This window comes from Thiobacillus denitrificans (assembly GCF_001530125.1).
Classification (GTDB): Bacteria; Pseudomonadota; Gammaproteobacteria; order Burkholderiales; family Thiobacillaceae; genus Thiobacillus; species Thiobacillus denitrificans_C.
This window is the reverse complement of the sequence record NZ_LDUG01000002.1, coordinates 92,848-110,193: the sequence shown is the minus strand read 5'-3', so window position 1 is coordinate 110,193 and position 17,346 is coordinate 92,848. Positions and strand designations below refer to the sequence as shown.

24 protein-coding genes are annotated in these 17,346 nt (G+C 64.5%); 10 read left to right on the top strand and 14 right to left on the bottom strand.

All coding sequences use genetic code 11. The features are described from left to right. Position 1 precedes the first annotated feature (1 nt). Positions 2-472, bottom strand: coding sequence for a recombination regulator RecX (recX, locus tag ABW22_RS00605; protein WP_059750874.1), 471 nt, complete (start codon positions 470-472; stop codon positions 2-4). After that, positions 456-1,478, bottom strand: coding sequence for a recombinase RecA (gene recA / locus ABW22_RS00600; RefSeq protein ID WP_059750994.1), 1,023 nt, complete (start codon positions 1,476-1,478; stop codon positions 456-458). Before recA ends, recX begins: the two co-directional genes overlap by 17 nt. A gap of 180 nt (positions 1,479-1,658) precedes the next feature. Here recA and ABW22_RS00595 point away from each other — a divergent pair, with 180 nt between their 5' ends. Beyond that, the gene (locus ABW22_RS00595; protein WP_059750992.1) at positions 1,659-2,549 is read left to right on the top strand and encodes a helix-turn-helix transcriptional regulator; all 891 of its coding nucleotides are present in this window, start codon (positions 1,659-1,661) and stop codon (positions 2,547-2,549) included. A 184-nt stretch (positions 2,550-2,733) separates the two neighbouring features. On the opposite strand, the gene ABW22_RS00590 is transcribed toward ABW22_RS00595, so the two are convergent. The 7 genes from ABW22_RS00590 to ABW22_RS00560 all read right to left on the bottom strand — a co-directional run bounded on the left by ABW22_RS00590 (position 2,734) and on the right by ABW22_RS00560 (position 7,411). Beyond that, positions 2,734-3,231, bottom strand: coding sequence for a CinA family protein (locus ABW22_RS00590; RefSeq protein WP_059750872.1), 498 nt, complete (start codon positions 3,229-3,231; stop codon positions 2,734-2,736). Then, positions 3,219-3,725 carry a phosphatidylglycerophosphatase A gene (locus ABW22_RS00585; protein ID WP_059750870.1) on the bottom strand — a complete coding sequence of 169 codons (507 nt, stop codon included), beginning with the start codon at positions 3,723-3,725 and terminating at the stop codon, positions 3,219-3,221. The genes ABW22_RS00590 and ABW22_RS00585 overlap by 13 nt, the downstream gene beginning before the upstream one ends. Next, positions 3,706-4,659 (bottom strand): thiamine-phosphate kinase, encoded by a 954-nt coding sequence (gene thiL, locus ABW22_RS00580; RefSeq protein WP_059750868.1) that lies wholly within the window; start codon positions 4,657-4,659, stop codon positions 3,706-3,708. Before thiL ends, ABW22_RS00585 begins: the two co-directional genes overlap by 20 nt. 111 nt (positions 4,660-4,770) lie before the next feature. Further along, positions 4,771-5,217 (bottom strand): transcription antitermination factor NusB, encoded by a 447-nt coding sequence (gene nusB, locus ABW22_RS00575; protein WP_059750867.1) that lies wholly within the window; start codon positions 5,215-5,217, stop codon positions 4,771-4,773. Position 5,218: 1 nt separating this feature from the next. Then, on the bottom strand, positions 5,219-5,686 hold the full coding sequence (gene ribH / locus ABW22_RS00570; protein WP_059750865.1) for a 6,7-dimethyl-8-ribityllumazine synthase: 468 nt from the start codon (positions 5,684-5,686) through the stop codon (positions 5,219-5,221). Positions 5,687-5,705: 19 nt separating this feature from the next. Continuing rightward, the gene (gene ribBA / locus ABW22_RS00565; RefSeq protein WP_059750864.1) at positions 5,706-6,806 is read right to left on the bottom strand and encodes a bifunctional 3,4-dihydroxy-2-butanone-4-phosphate synthase/GTP cyclohydrolase II; all 1,101 of its coding nucleotides are present in this window, start codon (positions 6,804-6,806) and stop codon (positions 5,706-5,708) included. Continuing rightward, a complete protein-coding gene (locus tag ABW22_RS00560; RefSeq protein WP_059750862.1) occupies positions 6,806-7,411 on the bottom strand; it encodes a riboflavin synthase in 606 nt (201 codons plus the stop codon). The genes ribBA and ABW22_RS00560 overlap by 1 nt, the downstream gene beginning before the upstream one ends. A 173-nt stretch (positions 7,412-7,584) precedes the next feature. On the opposite strand from ABW22_RS00560, the gene ABW22_RS00555 reads away from it, so the two are divergent. Genes ABW22_RS00555 through ubiT form a run of 6 tightly spaced genes read left to right on the top strand, consistent with a single transcriptional unit; the run spans position 7,585 to position 12,546 of the window. Further along, positions 7,585-8,772, top strand: a complete 1,188-nt coding sequence (locus ABW22_RS00555; protein ID WP_059750860.1) for an NAD(P)H-dependent flavin oxidoreductase — start codon at positions 7,585-7,587, stop codon at positions 8,770-8,772. Continuing rightward, positions 8,769-9,719 carry a TIGR01212 family radical SAM protein gene (locus ABW22_RS00550; RefSeq protein ID WP_082708330.1) on the top strand — a complete coding sequence of 317 codons (951 nt, stop codon included), beginning with the start codon at positions 8,769-8,771 and terminating at the stop codon, positions 9,717-9,719. The genes ABW22_RS00555 and ABW22_RS00550 overlap by 4 nt, the downstream gene beginning before the upstream one ends. Continuing rightward, positions 9,709-10,710 carry a ubiquinone anaerobic biosynthesis protein UbiU gene (gene ubiU, locus ABW22_RS00545; protein ID WP_059750859.1) on the top strand — a complete coding sequence of 334 codons (1,002 nt, stop codon included), beginning with the start codon at positions 9,709-9,711 and terminating at the stop codon, positions 10,708-10,710. The genes ABW22_RS00550 and ubiU overlap by 11 nt, the downstream gene beginning before the upstream one ends. Continuing rightward, entirely contained in the window at positions 10,707-11,600 is an 894-nt protein-coding gene (locus tag ABW22_RS00540; RefSeq protein WP_059750990.1) for a U32 family peptidase, read from the top strand. The genes ubiU and ABW22_RS00540 overlap by 4 nt, the downstream gene beginning before the upstream one ends. Positions 11,601-11,620: 20 nt before the next feature. Next, positions 11,621-12,100: a 6-carboxytetrahydropterin synthase QueD gene (gene queD / locus ABW22_RS00535; protein WP_059750857.1), complete on the top strand. Its 480-nt coding sequence runs from the start codon at positions 11,621-11,623 to the stop codon at positions 12,098-12,100. Continuing rightward, on the top strand, positions 12,094-12,546 hold the full coding sequence (gene ubiT / locus ABW22_RS00530; protein ID WP_059750855.1) for a ubiquinone anaerobic biosynthesis accessory factor UbiT: 453 nt from the start codon (positions 12,094-12,096) through the stop codon (positions 12,544-12,546). The genes queD and ubiT overlap by 7 nt, the downstream gene beginning before the upstream one ends. Before the next feature lie 52 nt (positions 12,547-12,598). On the opposite strand, the gene ABW22_RS00525 is transcribed toward ubiT, so the two are convergent. Beyond that, positions 12,599-13,015 carry an AF1514 family protein gene (locus ABW22_RS00525; RefSeq protein ID WP_059750853.1) on the bottom strand — a complete coding sequence of 139 codons (417 nt, stop codon included), beginning with the start codon at positions 13,013-13,015 and terminating at the stop codon, positions 12,599-12,601. A gap of 162 nt (positions 13,016-13,177) precedes the next feature. Beyond that, positions 13,178-13,615, bottom strand: coding sequence for a MarR family winged helix-turn-helix transcriptional regulator (locus tag ABW22_RS00520; RefSeq protein ID WP_059750851.1), 438 nt, complete (start codon positions 13,613-13,615; stop codon positions 13,178-13,180). Between the two features lie 153 nt (positions 13,616-13,768). Between ABW22_RS00520 and ABW22_RS00515 the strand changes: the two genes are divergently transcribed. After that, the gene (locus tag ABW22_RS00515) at positions 13,769-14,338 is read left to right on the top strand and encodes a YIP1 family protein (protein ID WP_059750849.1); all 570 of its coding nucleotides are present in this window, start codon (positions 13,769-13,771) and stop codon (positions 14,336-14,338) included. 77 nt (positions 14,339-14,415) lie between these two features. Next, positions 14,416-14,742, top strand: a complete 327-nt coding sequence (locus ABW22_RS00510) for a TusE/DsrC/DsvC family sulfur relay protein (protein WP_059750847.1) — start codon at positions 14,416-14,418, stop codon at positions 14,740-14,742. Between the two features lie 60 nt (positions 14,743-14,802). Here the strand turns inward: ABW22_RS00510 and ABW22_RS00505 are convergent, their stop codons facing one another. From ABW22_RS00505 to ABW22_RS00495, 3 genes are read right to left on the bottom strand one after another with little or no spacing between them, the layout of a single operon-like run. Continuing rightward, positions 14,803-15,417, bottom strand: a complete 615-nt coding sequence (locus ABW22_RS00505; RefSeq protein WP_059750845.1) for an FmdE family protein — start codon at positions 15,415-15,417, stop codon at positions 14,803-14,805. After that, positions 15,414-16,559 (bottom strand): hypothetical protein, encoded by a 1,146-nt coding sequence (locus ABW22_RS00500; protein WP_059750843.1) that lies wholly within the window; start codon positions 16,557-16,559, stop codon positions 15,414-15,416. Before ABW22_RS00500 ends, ABW22_RS00505 begins: the two co-directional genes overlap by 4 nt. After that, entirely contained in the window at positions 16,560-16,814 is a 255-nt protein-coding gene (locus ABW22_RS00495) for a DUF2249 domain-containing protein (RefSeq protein WP_059750985.1), read from the bottom strand. It lies immediately after the preceding gene. Between the two features lie 104 nt (positions 16,815-16,918). Between ABW22_RS00495 and ABW22_RS00490 the strand changes: the two genes are divergently transcribed. Beyond that, positions 16,919-17,326 carry an Rrf2 family transcriptional regulator gene (locus tag ABW22_RS00490; protein WP_059750983.1) on the top strand — a complete coding sequence of 136 codons (408 nt, stop codon included), beginning with the start codon at positions 16,919-16,921 and terminating at the stop codon, positions 17,324-17,326. Positions 17,327-17,346 lie beyond the last annotated feature (20 nt).

The window sequence follows — 17,346 nt, the reverse complement described above, 5'->3', positions numbered from 1 at the left end:
GTTACCCATTATCCCTGGCCCGTTCATCCCCGCTACTGATTGTGCGCCGGATCACCTCGGGCGTGAACCCGCGGCTTTGCAGGAAGCGCATCTGCCTGGCTTTTTCGGCCGCGTCGGCGGGCGCAGTTCCGAATTTCTTCTGCCACACTTCACGTGCGCGATCGAGTTCGCTGTCGCGGTTGTCGCCCAATACCGATTCGATGATGTTGTCGCTGACGCCGCGCTGGCGCAGGTCGTAGGCGAGCTTGACGCTGCCGGCGCGGGCACGGTGGTCGGCGACGTAGCTGTCGGCGAAGCGGCGGTCGGAGAGCCAGTTTTTCGTTTCGAAGGCGTCGAGCAGGGGGGCGATATCTTCTCGTGAAAAACCTGCGCGTTCGAGTTTGCGGACGAGTTCGGCGCGGCTGTGCTCGCGCCGCGCCAGCAGGCGCAGGGCGCGCTCACGCAGGTCGCCCGGTTCAGGCGACGGCTTCACTTTCGGCGGCCGGGTTGGGGACGCCGACGGCGTCGCGGACCTTGGCTTCGATTTCCTGCGCGATTTCCGGGTGTTCCTTCAGGTATTCGCGCGCGTTGTCCTTGCCCTGGCCGATCTTTTCGCCGTTGTAGGCGTACCAGGCGCCGGATTTGTCGATGAACTTGTGGACAACGCCGAGTTCGATGATTTCACCCTCGTGCGAGATGCCCTGGCCGTAGAGGATGTCGAAGAAGGCTTCCCTGAACGGCGGCGCGACCTTGTTCTTGACGACCTTGACCTTGGTTTCGTTGCCGATGATTTCGTCGCCTTTCTTGATCGCGCCGATGCGGCGGATGTCGAGGCGGACCGAGGCGTAGAACTTGAGCGCGTTGCCGCCGGTGGTGGTTTCGGGGCTGCCGAACATGACGCCGATTTTCATGCGGATCTGGTTGATGAAGATGACCAGGGTGTTGGTGCGCTTGATGTTGGCGGTGAGCTTGCGCAACGCCTGGCTCATCAATCGTGCCTGCAGGCCCATGTGCGAGTCGCCCATTTCGCCTTCGATTTCGGCCTTGGGCGTCAACGCGGCGACCGAGTCGATCACCACCACGTCGACCGAGCCGGAACGCACCAGCATGTCGGCGATTTCCAGCGCCTGCTCGCCGGTGTCGGGCTGCGAAACCAGCAGGTTGTCGACGTCGACGCCGAGCTTGCCGGCATAGTTGGGATCAAGCGCGTGTTCGGCGTCGATGAAGGCCGCGGTGCCACCCATTTTTTGCATTTCAGCGATCACCTGCAGGGTGAGCGTGGTTTTGCCGGACGATTCCGGGCCGTAGATTTCGACCACGCGGCCGCGCGGCAGGCCGCCGACGCCCAGCGCGATGTCGAGCCCCAGCGAACCGGTGGAAACGACCTGGATGTCGCGCGACACATCGTGGTCGCCCAGGCGCATGATCGAGCCCTTGCCGAACTGCTTGTCGATCTGGCTCAGCGCGGCGCTGAGCGCCTTCATCTTGTCTTCGGTCATGGTGCTGGGGGTGGCCATGGTGCGTCTCCTGAATGGGTTGGGATGGACGAACTTTAGGTTGTATATTTGTTTATGTCAATAAAAAATATCACCTGCATAAAATGTATGACGTAATTGTTTGTATTCAGCCAGCCCCGCCCCTATAATTTTCGCAACAACGGCCAGCCTGGAGCGAAGAATATGTTTTCAAAAGAAAAAATGCGCCTGGACGTGAAGTGGGCGACACGCCAGCGGTTGCAATATATCGAGGTCATGGCCTGGTACACCGGGGTGGTGACCCGCAGCGACGTCGCCCGTGCCTTTGGCCTGTCCGACCCGGCCGCGACCAAGGACCTCAAGCTCTACAGCGATCTGGCGCCGGGCAACCTCCTCTACAACCACAGCGTGTTCGGCTTCGTGCCGGGCGAGGGCTTCAGCGCTGTCTTTGCCGACCTCGCGCCCGCCATGGTGCTGCCGATCATCGCGGCCAATCTGGCGGTGGCGAATGGGCCGTATGGGGACGATCTGATCTATGGCCTGCCGGCCGCGTCGCTGCCGCTGCCCGCCCGCCTGCCCAGCCAGCAGACCCTGGCGCAGATCACCCGCGCGATTCACGGCCGGCGCAAACTGCGCGTTAGCTACCGTTCCCTGTCCCTGCGCGAGAGCGGCGCGGCGCGCGTGCTTGAACCGCATACCCTGGTCAATACCGGGCTGCGCTGGCACGTGCGGGCCTACAGCGAAGACACCTGCGACTTCCGCGACTTCGTGCTGTCGCGCATGACCGAGGCGCAATGCCTGGACGTGCCGGCCGAATCCGGCGAGCAATATGACGACGACTGGGTCGAGCAAGTGGGCCTGAAGCTTGCGCCGCACCGTGGCCTCGATGCGGCGAGGCGCGAAAGCTTGCTGCTGGACTATGGCGCGAGCGGGGAGACCATCGAGGTGAACGTGCGGCGCGCGCTGCTTGGCTACGTGCTGCAGCGACTGAGCGTCGACACCACGCCGGACCATACGCTGAATCCGAACGCCTTCCAATTGATGCTTTTGAACCGCGACGAGATCGAGCCGTTTGCGGCGTGGGCGTTTTATTGATGGTTGTTGTAGGAGGGCCGCCCCCGGCCCGATGCTGTGGTGATTGCATGGGCACGAAAATCGCGGCGAGGGCGCCGCTCCCACAGATCCGCGGGGGGCTGTAGGAGAACCGCCTCGGCCCGAAGCCGTAAGGAATGTACGGTGCGAAAAATCGGGGCGAGGGCGCCCCGCCTACAGGTGATATCTACCTGATCAGGTCGATCAACCCGCGTATGGCCGCGGCCACTGCGCGCGAGCGGATTTCCTCGCGGTCACCGTCGAGGCGGCAGGTGGACGACATGAGCGTGCCGTCCGCCAGCGCCCAGCCGTAGCAGACCAGGCCGACGGGCTTTTGCCGGGTGCCGCCGCCGGGGCCGGCGATGCCGGAAATGGCGAGCGTGGCCTGGGCGTGACTGTGCGCCAGCGCGCCGGCCGCCATCGCGCAGGCGGTTTCTTCGGAGACGGCGCCGTGGGCGTCCAGAATCGCTGCCGGCACGCCGAGCATCTCGATCTTGGCGGCGTTGGCATAGGTGATGAAGCCGCGTTCGTACCAATGCGAACTGCCAGGCAGCGAGGTGAGCAGTTGCCCGACCCAGCCACCGGTGCACGATTCGGCGGTGGCGAGCATCCAGCCGCGCGCACGCAACTTCTCGCCGAGTTCGGCAGCGAGTTGGTGCAGTTCTTCGTCGCTTACACGAGCCATTGCAGTCCCTTGATGATGGCGATTGCGTAGAGTGCCGCCAGCAGGTCGTCGAACATGACGCCGAAGCCATTTTTCAGGCGGGTGTCGGCGAGCCGGATCGGCCATGGTTTCAGGATATCGAACAGGCGGAATAGCGCAAATGCCAGCGCAAGCCATAGCCAGCCGACCGGGGTGAACAGCAGCGCCGGTGTAAACATGAGAACGAGCGCGAAGGCGACGATTTCGTCCCACACCATGCCGCCGTGGTCGGCGACGCCGAGCGCGCGGCCGGTGCGGCCGCAGGCCCAGACGCCGAGCAGGAAGGCGGCAATCAGCAGAATGATCTGGTTAGGCAGGTCAGGTGCGACGGCGACGATCAGCCAGTACAGCGGCAGCCCGAGCAGGGTGCCGACAGTGCCGGGCGCCTTCGGCGCAAGCCCGCTGCCGAAGCCGAACGCGATCAGGTGCGCCGGATGCGCGAACAAGAATTTGAAGTCAGGCTGCAAAGTGGTCATAGCCGGTGTGGTCGAAGGGCAAGGGCTGGCCGTCGGTGCCGATCACCGTCAGCTCGGGTTCGGCGGTGATGCGGCCGATGCGCGTCACTGCAACGCCTGCGGATTGCGCGACGGTGGCCACCGCATCACGCCGGTTGGCGGGTGCGGTGAAGCAGAGTTCGTAGTCGTCGCCGCCCGCCAGCACGCAGTCGCGCGCAACTTTTTCATGCAGATAGGCCTGCGTCACCGGCAGCGTCGGCAGTGCGGCGAATTCGAGGATGGCGCCGACCTGCGAACGCTGCAGGATGTGCCCGAGATCGCCCAGCAGTCCGTCTGAAATGTCGATCGCGCTGGCCGCAATGCCGCGCAGGGCGATACCAAGTTCGACCCGCGGGGTCGGCAGGTAAAGCGCGGGCAATACGCGGGCGGCGTCGATCTGTTCCATGAACAGGCGGCCCTGCCGATAGGCCAGCGCCAGCGCCGCCGAGCCGATCACGCCGGAGACCCAGACGTCGTCGCCGGCCTTTGCGCCGTCGCGCCGCAGCGCCTGGCCCGGCGGCACCTCGCCCATCACCGTGATGCTGATCGTCAAAGCGCCGCGCGTGGTGTCGCCGCCGACCAGCTCGATGCCGTGCATATCGGCCATGCGAAAAAAGCCGCGCGCGAAGGCGGTAAGCCAGGCATCGTCCGCTTCCGGCAGCGCGATCGACAGCGTCGCCCAGCGCGGCGTCGCCCCCATCGCGGCGAGATCGGACAGGTTCACCGCCAGCGACTTGTGGCCGATGCCGGCGGGGCTGTCTTGCGGCGAAAAATGGCGGCCTTCGAGCAGCATGTCGGACGACACCGCCAGTTGCATGCCCGGTGTGGGCGCCAGCAGCGCGCAGTCGTCGCCCACGCCCAGCACCGCGCCGGGGGTGGCGCGGGTGAAGTGGCGGGCGATGAGGTCGAATTCCATTTGGGGAGCGGAGAGTCGAGAGTGGAGAGTGGAGAGTGGAGAGTGGAGAGTGGAGAGTGGAGAGTGGAGAGTGGAGAGTGGGCGATGGCTTAGGCCGTCAGCGCTCTGCTCTTAGCTCTCGGCTCTCGGCTTTCTTGCGTGCGCGATCTCCACCGCGCGCACGTCCTGCGCCAGCTTGTCGAGCACGCCGTTGATGTATTTGTGGCCGTCGGTGCCGCCGAACTTCTTGGCGAGTTCGACGCCTTCGTTGATGGCGACGCGCCATGGCACGTCGGGGCAGTGCAGCAATTCATAGGCGCCGATGAGCAGGATGCCGCGCTCGATGGGGGAGAGCGCGGCGAGCGGGCGGTCGAGCAGGGGGCTGATTCGCGAGCTCAGCATGTCCTCTTCCTTGATCACGCCGTGGATCAGAGTGCGGAAAAAGGTTTCGTCGGCGCGCTTGAACTGCTCGTCGTCCTTGAGATTGGCGATGATCAGCGTGACATCGGCGCCGCCGACCAGCCAGGCGTACACGCCCTGCAGGGTGAATTCGCGGGCGATTTTGCGGGAGCCGGCCATTTCAGAGACGTTTCAGCAAGTTGGCCATTTCGATTGCCACGCGGGCGGCGTCGCGGCCTTTTTCGGCCATGCGCGCGTGGCCCTGCTCTTCGGTGTCGACGGTCAGGATCGCGTTGGCGATTGGCACGCCGGTTTCCAGTTGAACGTCGAGAATGCCGCGCGCAGATTCGTTCGAGACGATTTCAAAATGGTAGGTGTCGCCACGCACCACCGCACCGATGGCGATGAGCGCATCGTATTTTTCGGATTGCGCCATTTTCTGCAGCACCAGCGGATGTTCCAGCGCGCCGGGCACATCCACCAGCAGCACGTCGTCGGTGGCGACGCCGAGGCGGGCCAGTTCGATTTCGCAGGCCGACAGCAGGCCTTCGCAGATGTCCTTGTTGAAGCGGCTCATGACGATGCCGATTTTGAGCCCGGCGCCCTGATAGACGGGGTCGAGCTCGGAGATGTTGTCGGTGGTTCCCATGATGCGTTCCTTTATAGGGTCATGCTTTTTCAGAATAGCCGGTGACTTCGAGCCCGAAGCCGTCCATGGCCGGCATTTTGCGCGGGCTGGCCAGCAGCTTCATCTTGCCGACGCCGAGATCGCGCAGGATCTGCGCGCCGATGCCGTAGTCGCGCAGGTCGTATTTGCGGCTGGCACTCGCCACCGGGTTGATGCGTGCTGGATTAACACGAGCGAGCAGCGCCTCGGCGGTTTCCGGCCGATGCAATAAAACCAGCACGCCGGACTGCGATTCGGCGATGCGCTCCATCGCGCCCATGATCGGCCACGAATGGCCGCCGCCGGTGACATCGAGAAAATCCATCACCGAGAGCGGCTCGTGCACGCGCACCAGGGTTTCGTGGTCGGCATGGATATCGCCCTTGACCAGCGCCAGGTGGGTTTCGCCGGCGCACTTGTCGCGGTAGGCGATCAGGCGGAAGGCGCCGTAGACGGTCTGGATCAGGCGGTCGGCGGCGCGCTCGACCAGACTTTCGGTCTGGTTGCGGTAATGAATGAGGTCGGCGATGGCACCAATTTTCAGGCCGTGCTCCTGCGCGAACGGCACCAGGTCGGGCAGCCGCGCCATGGTGCCGTCGTCCTTGAGGATTTCGCAGATGACGGAAGCGGGCACGAGTCCTGCTAGTCCCGCCAGGTCGCAGCCCGCTTCGGTGTGCCCGGCGCGCACCAGCACGCCGCCGGGCTGCGCGCGCAGCGGAAAGATGTGGCCGGGCTGGATGATGTCGGTGGCTTTGGCGTCGCGCTTCACCGCGGCCAGAATGGTGACCGCGCGGTCGGCCGCCGAAATGCCGGTGGTCACGCCCTCGGCGGCCTCGATCGAGATGGTGAAGGCGGTGCCGTGTGGCGTCTGGTTGTCGGAGACCATCTGCTTCAAGCCAAGCTGGCGGCAGCGGTCGTCGGTCAGCGTCAGGCAGATCAGGCCGCGCCCGTACTTGGCCATGAAGTTGATCGCGTCCGGGGTGACGTGCTCGGCGGCCATCACCAGGTCGCCCTCGTTTTCGCGGTCTTCCTCGTCGACCAGCACGACCATGCGGCCGGCCTTGAGTTCTTCGATAATTTCCAGGGTGGGAGCGAGGCTCATCAGTCTTTGTCCGTTATGTTGGTGAATTGCATCATGCGCTCGACATAGCGCGCGATCATGTCGACTTCGAGGTTGACGCGGCTGCCGGCCCGCAGGTGCTTGAGCGTGGTCATGTCCAGCGTATGCGGGATGAGGTTCAAGGCGAAGCGCGCGCCATCGACCGCATTCACCGTCAGCGACACGCCATTCACCGTGATCGAGCCCTTGCGGATGATGTAGCGCGCGAGTTCGGCCGGGGCGTCGATTTCCAGCAGGTGCGATTCGCCCACCGGGACGAAGCGGTGAACCGTGCCGACGCCGTCGACATGTCCCGACACCAGATGGCCGCCGAGACGATCGGCGAGGCGCAGCGCCTTTTCCAGATTGACCTCGGCGCCCGGCGTGAAGCCTTCGGTGCAACGCAGGGTTTCGGCCGAGACGTCGACGCTGAAACTGTCCGGCGTCAGCGCCACCGCGGTGAGGCAGACGCCGTTGACCGCGATGCTGTCGCCGAGCGCGACGTCGGAAAAGTCCAGCCCGCCACCGAGGATGACCATGTGTGCGTCGGCGCCGCGGGCTTCGTATTCGTGGATGCGGCCGATGGATTGAATGATGCCGGTGAACATTGCAGATTAAAGGCCAGCCAGTCGGACCCGGCATTGTAGGCGTTTAGGCAGGGTGGGTGAACCCCGTTGACGCTCCTTTGCACTCGCAAGCAGGCATGGATCAATGCTTCCATCGGGATAAGCGGGTCTTCAAGTTGTTATAATGGTCGCTTTTCAAGGATTCCAGAACCGGCATGACAGCGCCTCCATCATTCGCCATTCGCGGCCGCCCCCTGTTGCCCATCGTGCAGGGCGGCATGGGGGTGGGCGTGTCGGCCCACCGGCTGGCCGGCGCGGTGGCGCGCGCCGGCGCGATGGGCACGATTGCGAGCATCGACCTGCGCCATCACCATGCCGATTTGACGGCGCAGGCGAAGCACTGCCGCGACCAGGACGAACTCAACCGGCTCAATCTGGTCGCGCTCGACCGCGAGATCAGGGCGGCGCTTGAGATCGCGGAAGGCCACGGGCTGGTCGCGGTCAATGTGATGAAGGCGGTGGCCACGTACCCGGACCTCGTGCGGCAAACCTGTGCCTCCGGTGCGCAGGCCATCGTGATGGGGGCGGGGTTGCCGCTCGACCTGCCGGAACTGACCGAGGGCTATCCCGATGTCGCGCTGATCCCGATCCTGTCGGATGCGCGCGGCGTCGCCATCGTGCTGAAGAAATGGGCGCGCCTGAAAAAAGATGGGAGCGGCGGGCGGTTGCCGGACGCCATCGTGATCGAGCATCCGCTGTATGCGGGCGGCCACCTTGGCGCACCGAACCCGGCCGAGCTGGCCAACACGCGCTTCGATTTCGCCGAAGTGCTGCCCGGCATTTTCAAGGTGTTTGACGACATGGACATCGCGCGCGGGCAGATTCCGGTCATCGTCGGCGGTGGCATCAACAGCCACGAGAAACTGCTGGCCGCGCTGGCGCTGGGGGCCGCCGCGGTGCAGGTCGGCACGCCGTTCGCCGTCACCGAGGAAGGCGACGCCCACCCCAACTTCAAACGCGTGCTACTTGATGCCAAGCCCGAGGACATCGTCACCTTCATGAGCGTCGCCGGGTTGCCCGCCCGCGCGGTGAACACCCCGTGGCTCGCCAACTATCTCAAACGCGAGTCCAAGCTACAATCCGTGGCCAAAGCCGACCCCAAGCGCTGCGCCATCGGCCTGCACTGTCTGACGCATTGTGGCCTCCGCGACGGCCTCAAAAAAGCGGGTCAGTTCTGCATCGACTCGCAATTGGTCGCCGCCCTCAAGGGCGACCTCAACAAGGGCCTGTTCTTCCGTGGCAGCGAGAGCCTGCCGTTCGGCCGCGCGATCCGCAGCGTGCAGGAACTGATCGATTATCTGCTCACCGGTGTGAAGCCTGATTTGGGGGGCGCGGCAGCGTGAGCATCCTCACCGACCGCATCCATACCTTTGGCCGCGCCATGCTGGAACGGCATGGCGAGCGGGTGCACAAGATCGCGCTCGATGCCGGCTTCACCTGCCCCAATCGCGATGGCAGCAAAGGCATCGGCGGCTGCACCTTCTGCAACAACAAGTCCTTTGCGCCCGGCACGCTAGATCCGGCGCCGCTGGCCGCGCAGTTCGACCGCGCGCGTGGCCGCATCGCGCGGGGCACCGGCGCGCGCCGCTTCATCGCCTATTTCCAGGCCTACACCAACACCTATGCCCACGTGGACGAGCTGCGCGCGCTGTACGACAGCGCGCTGGAAGCGCCCGACGTGATCGGGCTGTCGATCGGCACGCGGCCCGACTGTGTGCCGCCGCCGGTGCTGGACCTGCTGGCTGAATACCGCGACCGCGGCCACGAGGTGTGGCTGGAGCTCGGCCTGCAGTCGTCCTTCGACGCCACCCTGGTACGGGTCAACCGCGGCCACGGCTTCGCCGAATACCAGACCGCCACCCGGGCGGCGCGGGCGCGCGGCATTCCAGTGTGCTGCCATCTCATCGTCGGCCTGCCGGGCGAGGATGCCTCCCACAGCCATGTCAGCCTCGACCGCGTGCTCGACGTCGGCGTCGACGGCCTCAAACTGCACCCGCTGCACGTGGTGAAGCACACCCAACTGGCGATCGAATGGAAACGCGGAGAATACACGCCGCTGGCCGAGGCGGATTACGTGCGCATCGCCGCCGACCTGATCGAGCGCACGCCGTGGGAAGTGGTGTACCACCGCGTCACCGGCACCGCCTCGCCCGACATCCTCCTGGCGCCCGCATGGTGCGCGAAGAAGTGGGACGTGCTGAACGGCATCGCCGCCGAACTGACCCGGCGCGACAGCCGTCAGGGATCGCGCGCGGGCCAAATCTGGAAGGGGGAATTTCATGCCGCTTGACCTGATCTGCCCGGCGGGCAGCCTGGTGTCGTTGAAGGCCGCCATCGACCACGGCGCCGACGCCGTCTACATGGGATTCCGCGACAACACCAATGCGCGCGCCTTCCCCGGCCTCAACTTCGACGAGGCGCAGGCCGCCGAGGGGCTGCGCTATGCGCACGAGCGCGGCCGCCGCGTGCTGCTCGCGCTCAACACCTATCCGCAGCCCGACACCTGGAGCCGCTGGACCGGCGCGGTCGACCGCGCGGCCAAGCTTGGCATGGATGCGGTGATCCTCGCCGACGCCGGGCTGATGCGCTATGCGGTCAAGCAGCATCCGCAACTGCGCCTGCATCTGTCGGTGCAGGGCTCGGCCACCAGCTACGAGGCGGTGAATTTCTACCGTGAACACTTCGGCATCCAGCGCGCCGTGCTGCCGCGCGTGCTGTCGCTGCCGCAGGTGGAAAACGTGGTGCAGCACACCGACGTCGAGATCGAACTGTTCGGCTTCGGCGGCCTGTGCGTGATGGTCGAGGGTCGCTGCCTGCTGTCGTCGTACTGCACCGGCGAGTCGCCCAACACGGCGGGCGTCTGCTCGCCGGCGAAAGCGGTGCAGTGGACGGACACCCCGGCCGGGCTGGAGTCGCGCCTCAACGGCGTGCTGCTCGACCGCTACGGCCGCGACGAAAAAGCCGGCTACCCGACGCTGTGCAAGGGCCGCTTCGAGGTCGGCGGCGAAACCTATTACGCCATCGAGGAGCCGACCAGCCTCAACACGCTTGACCTGCTGCCGGAGATGCTGAAGATCGGCATTGCCGCCATCAAGATCGAAGGCCGCCAGCGCAGCCCGGCCTACGTCGCGCAGGTGACGAAAGTGTGGCGCGCCGCCATCGATTCGGTGAAGAAAAACGCCGACGGCTTCAAGCCCGCGCCCGCCTGGCAGGCCGAACTCAACAAGCTGTCGGAAGGGCAGAGCCATACGCTTGGCGCCTACCATAGGCCATGGAAATGAACCTGAGTCTGGGTCCCCTGCTGTATTACTGGTCGCGCGACGACGTCCTCGCCTTCTACGACGAAGCAAAAAACTGGGCCGTGGCGCGGGTGTATCTGGGCGAGAGCGTGTGTTCGCGCCGCCACCTGCTGCGCCTGTCCGACTGGCTGGCGCTGGCGGAACAGCTCGCCGCCGCCGGCAAGGAGGTGGTGCTCTCCAGCCAGACACTGATCGAGTCGGAATCCGACCTCAAGACGCTGCGCCGGATCGTGGGCGACGGCCGCTTCCGGGTCGAGGCCAACGAGTGGGGCGCGGTGCGGCTGCTGTCGGAGGCCGGCGTGCCCTTCGTCGCCGGCCCCACGCTCAATGTCTACAACCACGAGACCCTCGATGTTCTCGCCGGCTTAGGTGCACAACGCTGGCTGCCGCCAGTGGAAATGTCGCGCGCCACGCTGGCTGCATTGCTCGAACGCGCCCCGGCCGCAATCGAAACCGAGGTGTTCGCCTACGGAAAGCTGCCGCTGGCGTATTCGGCGCGCTGCTTCACCGCGCGCCATTACAACCTGCCCAAAGACGACTGCCAGTTCCGCTGCCTCGACCATCCGGACGGGCTGGCGCTGGCGACCCGCGAAGGCGCGCCTTTTCTCACCCTCAACGGCATCCAGACGCAGTCCGCCGGCGTCTATAGCCTGATCGGCGAACTGCCCGCCCTGCGCGAACTCGACGTTGCCAGCCTGCGCCTGTCGCCGCAGTCGCGCCACATGGTACGGGTGGTCGAGACCTTTCAGGCGGCGCTGGCGGGCGAAACAGGCGCCGCGGAAAAGCTGGTGCGCGTCATGCCCGGCCCGGCGGTCGACGGTTACTGGCACGGCCGCGCGGGTCTCGAACACAGCACGGAGAAACACGCCTGATATGCTGAGATATGCCTGATATGTTGATTACGCGCAGACTGGAATTCGACGCCGGTCACCGCATCCCCAACCACGCCAGCCAGTGCCGCCACCTGCACGGCCACCGCTATGCGCTCGAAATCACGCTGTCCGGCGAGATCATCCGCACCGAAGGCGCCGCGGAACAGGGCATGGTGATGGATTTTTCCGACGTGAAAACCATCGCCAATACGGTGCTGGTCGACCACTGGGACCATGCCTTCCTGGTGTACCAGGGCGACCGCGCTGTGGTGGAATTTCTGGCGTCCCTGCCCGAACACAAGACCGTGGTGCTGCCGCTGGTACCCACCGTGGAAAACCTGGCGGCCGAAGCATTCCGCATCCTCGACGCCGCCTATCGCGACACCTACGGCAACCAGCTTCGGCTGCAGCGGGTGCGCTTGTACGAAACCCCCAACAACTGGGCTGACGCCGTGCGCCAGGGGAGCGGCCCACCTTCAGGAATGGAGCCATCATGCTGAATCTTGCCTTCCCCCCGCAACTGGCCAACGTGGTCAGCCGGCTCCCCGCGGCACCGCCCAGCCTGGCGTTTTCAGTGATGGCCAACCGCTTGTTGTGGCCGGCCCTGAAAACGCTCGACTGGCAAGCGCTGGTCGGCCGGCGCTACGCCATCCGCGTCAAGGACCTCGGGCTCAGTCTGCGCTTCACCGTCACCCAGCGCGGCTTTGCACCGGACAGCGGTGCCCCCGACCTCACCATCAGCGCCAGCGCCCGCGACTTCCTGCTGCTGCTCAGCCGCCGCGAAGACCCCGACACCCTGTTTTTCAGCCGCCGTCTGGTGAGCGAAGGCGACACCGAACTCGGCCTCACCGTCAAAAATCTGCTTGATGCCCTTGACCCTGAACAGGTACTTGGCCGTTTACCCACACCGCTGGCGCGCGCGGCGCAGCGTTTGATGGCGACCTAATCAATCCGCATCACGCGTGGCCCCGCGATGCGGGCGTTTTTTGGGTGTGGATTCAGAACTGGTCGGCCGTCCATTCATCCAGATAGGTGCATGCTTCCGGGGTGGGGATTGTGGAAGTCTTGCCCAGAATGGGGGTGTAGCAGAGGTACTGATTGCCGGATTCATCCGACAGATTGCGCAGCGGCATCTCGCCCAGGGTTTCGTAGCCTTGCGTGTCCATCATGACGAACCCGTATTCGTCTCCCACATTGATTTCCAGCTTGCCACCGTTGCCTTCACCGTATTTTTCCCACCAGGTATCCGGGTTGGCACCCTCGTAGTTGGGGGACATGCTCTGATTGCTGCGTCTGTGCCAGGAAATGATGGTGGGTTCCTGTACCTCGTTCTGTTTGGCAATGCCTTTGGCCAGGATGCTCGCGCTCTGGAAATTGAGGGAGCCACCCGGATAATTGATCTGTAGGTTTTTCATGATGTTTCCTCCTGCAAAATGAATCACTCTGTGCGCAGAAGATTGCTGCACAGCCTAGTTTATTTGTAGGCGAATCCCTGACAAAAACAGTTAACTATTATCGATGCCGGCTTGATCCGTGATTAAACACATCTATGGCGGGCCGGACGCAGAACGGATAGATCAGCGCTCCCCCGCCTGTTTGCCGGCGTCCAGTTCATCGAGCCCCGGTACGCGGAAGATCCCCTGCAGCCGGAGCAGTTCGTCGCGGTGCTGACCCACGAGCGCATTCAGCACTTCGTTCCCCTTGGGTGTCAGATGCACTTCCACCGCCCGCCGGTCGTTACGCCCCACCTGGCGCTGCACCAGCCCCAGCTTCTCGCACCGCGAGATCAGTGAGACCACTCCGTGATGATGGGACTGAAGGCGCTCGGCCAGTTCGCTTACGGTGGCCCACTCGCGATCCGGAAACCCGCGTACGTGAAGCAGCAACTGGTACTGGAGGTGGGTGATGCCATGGCGGTGCGTTGCCGCTTCGCTGAACCGCAGGAAGCGCCGCAGCTGATAGCGGAAATCGGAAAGCGTCTCGAAATCCTTTTTGCTCAAAGGGGGTAGGGGCATTTTGATCCGTTCCTGATTGTTTTCCGCTGGCTTTTATATCATGTTGTGATATATATAAAATACGTTCGTCTGTTCAGGGGTGTTTTCGGCACTCCGGTTCAGGGGCCTGAAACCCACCCGGCCGGGCACCAACTTGATGAAAAGGAGATTCACATGAGCATCCTACAGATTCACAAATTGTTCGTTTCGTCGCATGAAGGGTGGGACGCGTTTGCGCGCATGCAAGCCTCCTCACTCAAGCTGTTCGTCTTTCTGGTGGTGCCGTTTTCACTGATCCCGCCCTTGATGCTGGAGTATGCCGGCCACCATATCGGCGCCGTCATGTTACCGGACACTTCCGCGCAGGCCTGGCGCACGGCGGCACTCTTTTTTCTCATTGCCGAACTGATCACCGTCCCGCTCATGGCCTGGGCGATCAAGTCGGTGGCCAACAGCAAGGGGGTCGCGTGTGATTACCATGATGCCTTCATGCTGGCTGCCGTAGCGCCCGTGCCCCTCTGGCTGTCGTCGCTGGCGCTCTTCTCCGGCCAGATCGCCCTGATCGTGGCCATCGCCCTATTGGGTTTGGCAGCCTCGGTCACGCTAATCTTCCGCGGGGCGGAGAGCATTCTGAAAGTCGAGGAAGGTCTGGAAGCCTTCGACATCGCCTATGTCGTCACCGCACTCGGACTCATCGCGTGGGCGCTGCTGGTCATGCTGGGACTCATCCCGGCCCTCGCCTGACCTGTCGCCCGGTTTTTGCCTCGCCTGGCCTATCGAGGGCAGGCACCATTCAGGAGGATAAACCAGGAGGATAAACAATGGATGCAAGCGTTAACCTGCCCAGCCTTGATGAGGAAGGCTATCTGATTGAGCCCGGCGAATGGAACGAAGACCTCGCCGTACACCTCGCTCGAATGGAGAACGTCAAGCTCACCGCCGCGCACTGGGATGTCATCCGTTTCATGCGCGAATACTACGAAGCGCACCAGGTCGCCCCGGATGCCCGCTACGTGATCAAGCACCTATCCCAGCATTTCGGGGCCGACGCCCGCAACGCCCTCTTCAAGATGTTCGCGTACGGTTACGTCAAGCAGGTTTGCAAGATCGCCGGGATGAAACGTCCGCGCGCCTGGAGTACCGGCTAGACGGTTCGCGCAGGGCCATGACAGTCCTGCGGCGCACGCCTGACCGCAGCCTGGAGGGGTCTACTGCGGGATTTCCCGGCACACGACCAGTTCCGAGTCGTCGAAGTGGTCGATCAGGATGCGTTTGACTCGCAACTGCCAGAGGCGGCCAAATTCCGTTTCTTCAGCAGCGTTTGCCGTGCCCGCAAGCAGTTTTGGCATCAATTCCTGCAGTTCAGGTGGGGCCGGTACGACTTCAGGATGGTAGGCGACCGCCACGCGCGCGCCCGTGTCGAGCCGGGTGAAGCAGAGTTCGGCGTCGATTGCGGTCGCAAATGCCAGCAGATTGCGGCGGCTGTAGCGCCCCCCCAATCCCTTGAAGCCGCCTTCGCCCGCGGCACCGGTGAGCAGGCCGGCCACGGCGGCGGTGACGCCGGCAACGCCGTCCGCCTGCGCGGCGCTCAGTTCGACCTGGATGCCGCCGCGCTCGGGGGGGCCATCCGGATAGAGCTTCGTGAGCGCCTTGAGGGTCATGAGGTAGGCGCCCGCGACGGTAGGACAGGAATGCCCGGCGAGCTTGACCGCGTCGGTGTAGCCGTATTCGATCAGGCCGTTTGCGGCAGCGCCAAGAAGCGCGGCCAGGGGGTCGTGCAGCGTGAGGCGGGGCACGGCGGCAAAAAATTCCGGATAACTCATGATGGATTCCTTTTTTGAATGACATAAGCCTGCAGCAGCGCGGCGCCGGCCTGCAGCAGAAACCAGATCAGCGTCGCCGCGCCCAGCAGCAGGCCCCATTTGTGGCCCATTCCGGCCGCAATCCCGCCGAGGCAGAACAGCACGGCACGGGCGCCGCCGTAGTGTCCCAGGCGGTCGCGCAGTTCGGTGTGCCAGCTGCTTTGCACGCCCGGATGCAGCCACACCGGCAACAGCTGACTGGCCGCGCCGGACACCAGGGGCAGCATGAATCCGCTGACGAAGGCCAACGCCGGTTCGGTGGCACGAAACGCGCCCGCCGCAGGAATAACGTTTATGGCGCCAAAAATCATGCTGAGGGCAAGTCCCCCCAGCGCGGCGGCGAGCAGTGGCGCCGCGCCGTGCCGCGCGAGGATCTCGGCGCGATAAAGCCGCAGCCAGCTTGCCCCCAGCCGCACCAGCGGGATCACCCACAAGGCGCCGCCGATCCAGGCAAGCGGGCCGAACCAGGCCGAGCCGACGGCGACCAGCAGGGTGCCGGCGATCGCCCACGGCAGGTCACGGCGCAGCCGCGGGCCGACTTGCGGGTCGGGCCTGCCGGCGACGGTCGGCAGCAGCACCGCGAGGGTGCTCACGGCGGTCAGCCCGACGAAGCCGAGCGTGTTGAGATGGAGATGGAGGTGGTGCAGGGCAATCGTCTGTTGCGGCCAGATCGCGCTGGCGAGAATGGCAAGCAGCGCCAGCACGAGGCAGGCCAGTGCAGCGTCGTACCAGGCCAGGCACGGGTGCGGCCGCCCCAGCATCCCGGCGCGGCGGCGCCGGCTCCAGGCCAGCAGCGCGCCGGCTGCGGTCAGCGCCAGCAGCGCGCCCGCATAACGTCCCCAGAACAGGCCGGGCAGGCTGAGTGCGCCCACCACCAGCGCGCCGCCGGCCAGGGCAAGAACGGGGATGCTGAGCAGTCCGGTGGAAGCGATGCGGGTGCGGGTGAGCACCGGAATGAAGTGGCTCATGGCGCCGAAGATCAGCGGCATGGCGCCTACCGCCAGAATCAGGTGCAGGGCGGCGGCGCGTCCGGCGTGGGGCGACCCCAGCAAGGCCGCGGCAAACGCGACCAGGGCAAGCAACACCAGCGCCGGCAACGCCATCTAGTTGCGGATGAAGTCGATCACGATTTCCCCTGCGTTGCGCTGCAGGTACTGGATTTCAACGGTGTCGGCATAGCGGGCGCGCAGCTGGTCGAGCAGCGGCAGCGGGTCGTGATCGTTGACGAAGCGCATGCGTTCGCCCGGATTCAGCGCGTCCAGCGCACCGAATATGGCCGCATGGCGAAAACGCTTGGCGATGCCGCGCGCGTCGAAGGGGTAGACATTGTCCTGGCGAAGGTGAAGGTGGGCACTCATGGCTGTCGTCCTATAGATGTAAATGTAATGCATATTATAAACACAGGATGTTGTTTCATCGAGTCTATAATTTATTTTTCAATTGCATCTAATTGCTCATCGCCATGCAGCTCACCCGCTTTACCGATTTCTCCCTGAGGATGCTGATTCACCTGGGCAGCCATCCCGACATACAAGCCACGGTGGCGGGGATGGCCGCCGAGCACGGCATTTCCCGCCACCATCTCACGCACGTGGTGCATCAGCTGGGTCTCAAGGGCTACATCGAAACGACGCGCGGCAAGGGCGGTGGTTTCCGCTTGGCGCGCCGTCCCGAACTGATCCGGGTCGGCGATGTGGTGCGCGACATGGAACCGGGGTTCGAGCTGGCCGAGTGCTTCCGGCCAGGCGAATCAGGATGCCGCCTGATGCCCGCCTGCGCGCTCAAGCCCGTCCTGGCGGAAGCCGGACGCGCCTTTCTGGCCAGTCTGGATCGCTACACCCTGGCGGATTTGCTGCCCACTCAGCCTTGACCGGGATGGCAGCGGAGCAC

Bases quoted from the DNA above. Each gene is read 5' to 3' on its own strand.
- ABW22_RS00490 (WP_059750983.1), top strand. From the start codon at position 16,919: ATGCAGCTCACCCGCTTTACCGATTTCTCCCTGAGGATGCTGATTCAC.
- recA (WP_059750994.1), bottom strand. From the start codon at position 1,478: ATGACCGAAGACAAGATGAAGGCGCTCAGCGCCGCGCTGAGCCAGATC.
- ABW22_RS00520 (WP_059750851.1), bottom strand. From the start codon at position 13,615: ATGCCCCTACCCCCTTTGAGCAAAAAGGATTTCGAGACGCTTTCCGAT.
- ubiU (WP_059750859.1), top strand. From the start codon at position 9,709: ATGCCGCTTGACCTGATCTGCCCGGCGGGCAGCCTGGTGTCGTTGAAG.
- ABW22_RS00540 (WP_059750990.1), top strand. From the start codon at position 10,707: ATGAACCTGAGTCTGGGTCCCCTGCTGTATTACTGGTCGCGCGACGAC.
- ABW22_RS00585 (WP_059750870.1), bottom strand. From the start codon at position 3,725: ATGACCACTTTGCAGCCTGACTTCAAATTCTTGTTCGCGCATCCGGCG.
- ribH (WP_059750865.1), bottom strand. From the start codon at position 5,686: ATGGGAACCACCGACAACATCTCCGAGCTCGACCCCGTCTATCAGGGC.
- ABW22_RS00505 (WP_059750845.1), bottom strand. From the start codon at position 15,417: ATGAGTTATCCGGAATTTTTTGCCGCCGTGCCCCGCCTCACGCTGCAC.
- ABW22_RS00590 (WP_059750872.1), bottom strand. From the start codon at position 3,231: ATGGCTCGTGTAAGCGACGAAGAACTGCACCAACTCGCTGCCGAACTC.
- ubiT (WP_059750855.1), top strand. From the start codon at position 12,094: ATGCTGAATCTTGCCTTCCCCCCGCAACTGGCCAACGTGGTCAGCCGG.
- ABW22_RS00495 (WP_059750985.1), bottom strand. From the start codon at position 16,814: ATGAGTGCCCACCTTCACCTTCGCCAGGACAATGTCTACCCCTTCGAC.
- ABW22_RS00555 (WP_059750860.1), top strand. From the start codon at position 7,585: ATGACAGCGCCTCCATCATTCGCCATTCGCGGCCGCCCCCTGTTGCCC.
- queD (WP_059750857.1), top strand. From the start codon at position 11,621: ATGTTGATTACGCGCAGACTGGAATTCGACGCCGGTCACCGCATCCCC.
- ABW22_RS00500 (WP_059750843.1), bottom strand. From the start codon at position 16,559: ATGGCGTTGCCGGCGCTGGTGTTGCTTGCCCTGGTCGCGTTTGCCGCG.
- ABW22_RS00515 (WP_059750849.1), top strand. From the start codon at position 13,769: ATGAGCATCCTACAGATTCACAAATTGTTCGTTTCGTCGCATGAAGGG.
- ABW22_RS00560 (WP_059750862.1), bottom strand. From the start codon at position 7,411: ATGTTCACCGGCATCATTCAATCCATCGGCCGCATCCACGAATACGAA.
- nusB (WP_059750867.1), bottom strand. From the start codon at position 5,217: ATGGCCGGCTCCCGCAAAATCGCCCGCGAATTCACCCTGCAGGGCGTG.
- ABW22_RS00510 (WP_059750847.1), top strand. From the start codon at position 14,416: ATGGATGCAAGCGTTAACCTGCCCAGCCTTGATGAGGAAGGCTATCTG.
- ribBA (WP_059750864.1), bottom strand. From the start codon at position 6,806: ATGAGCCTCGCTCCCACCCTGGAAATTATCGAAGAACTCAAGGCCGGC.
- ABW22_RS00595 (WP_059750992.1), top strand. From the start codon at position 1,659: ATGTTTTCAAAAGAAAAAATGCGCCTGGACGTGAAGTGGGCGACACGC.
- ABW22_RS00525 (WP_059750853.1), bottom strand. From the start codon at position 13,015: ATGAAAAACCTACAGATCAATTATCCGGGTGGCTCCCTCAATTTCCAG.
- thiL (WP_059750868.1), bottom strand. From the start codon at position 4,659: ATGGAATTCGACCTCATCGCCCGCCACTTCACCCGCGCCACCCCCGGC.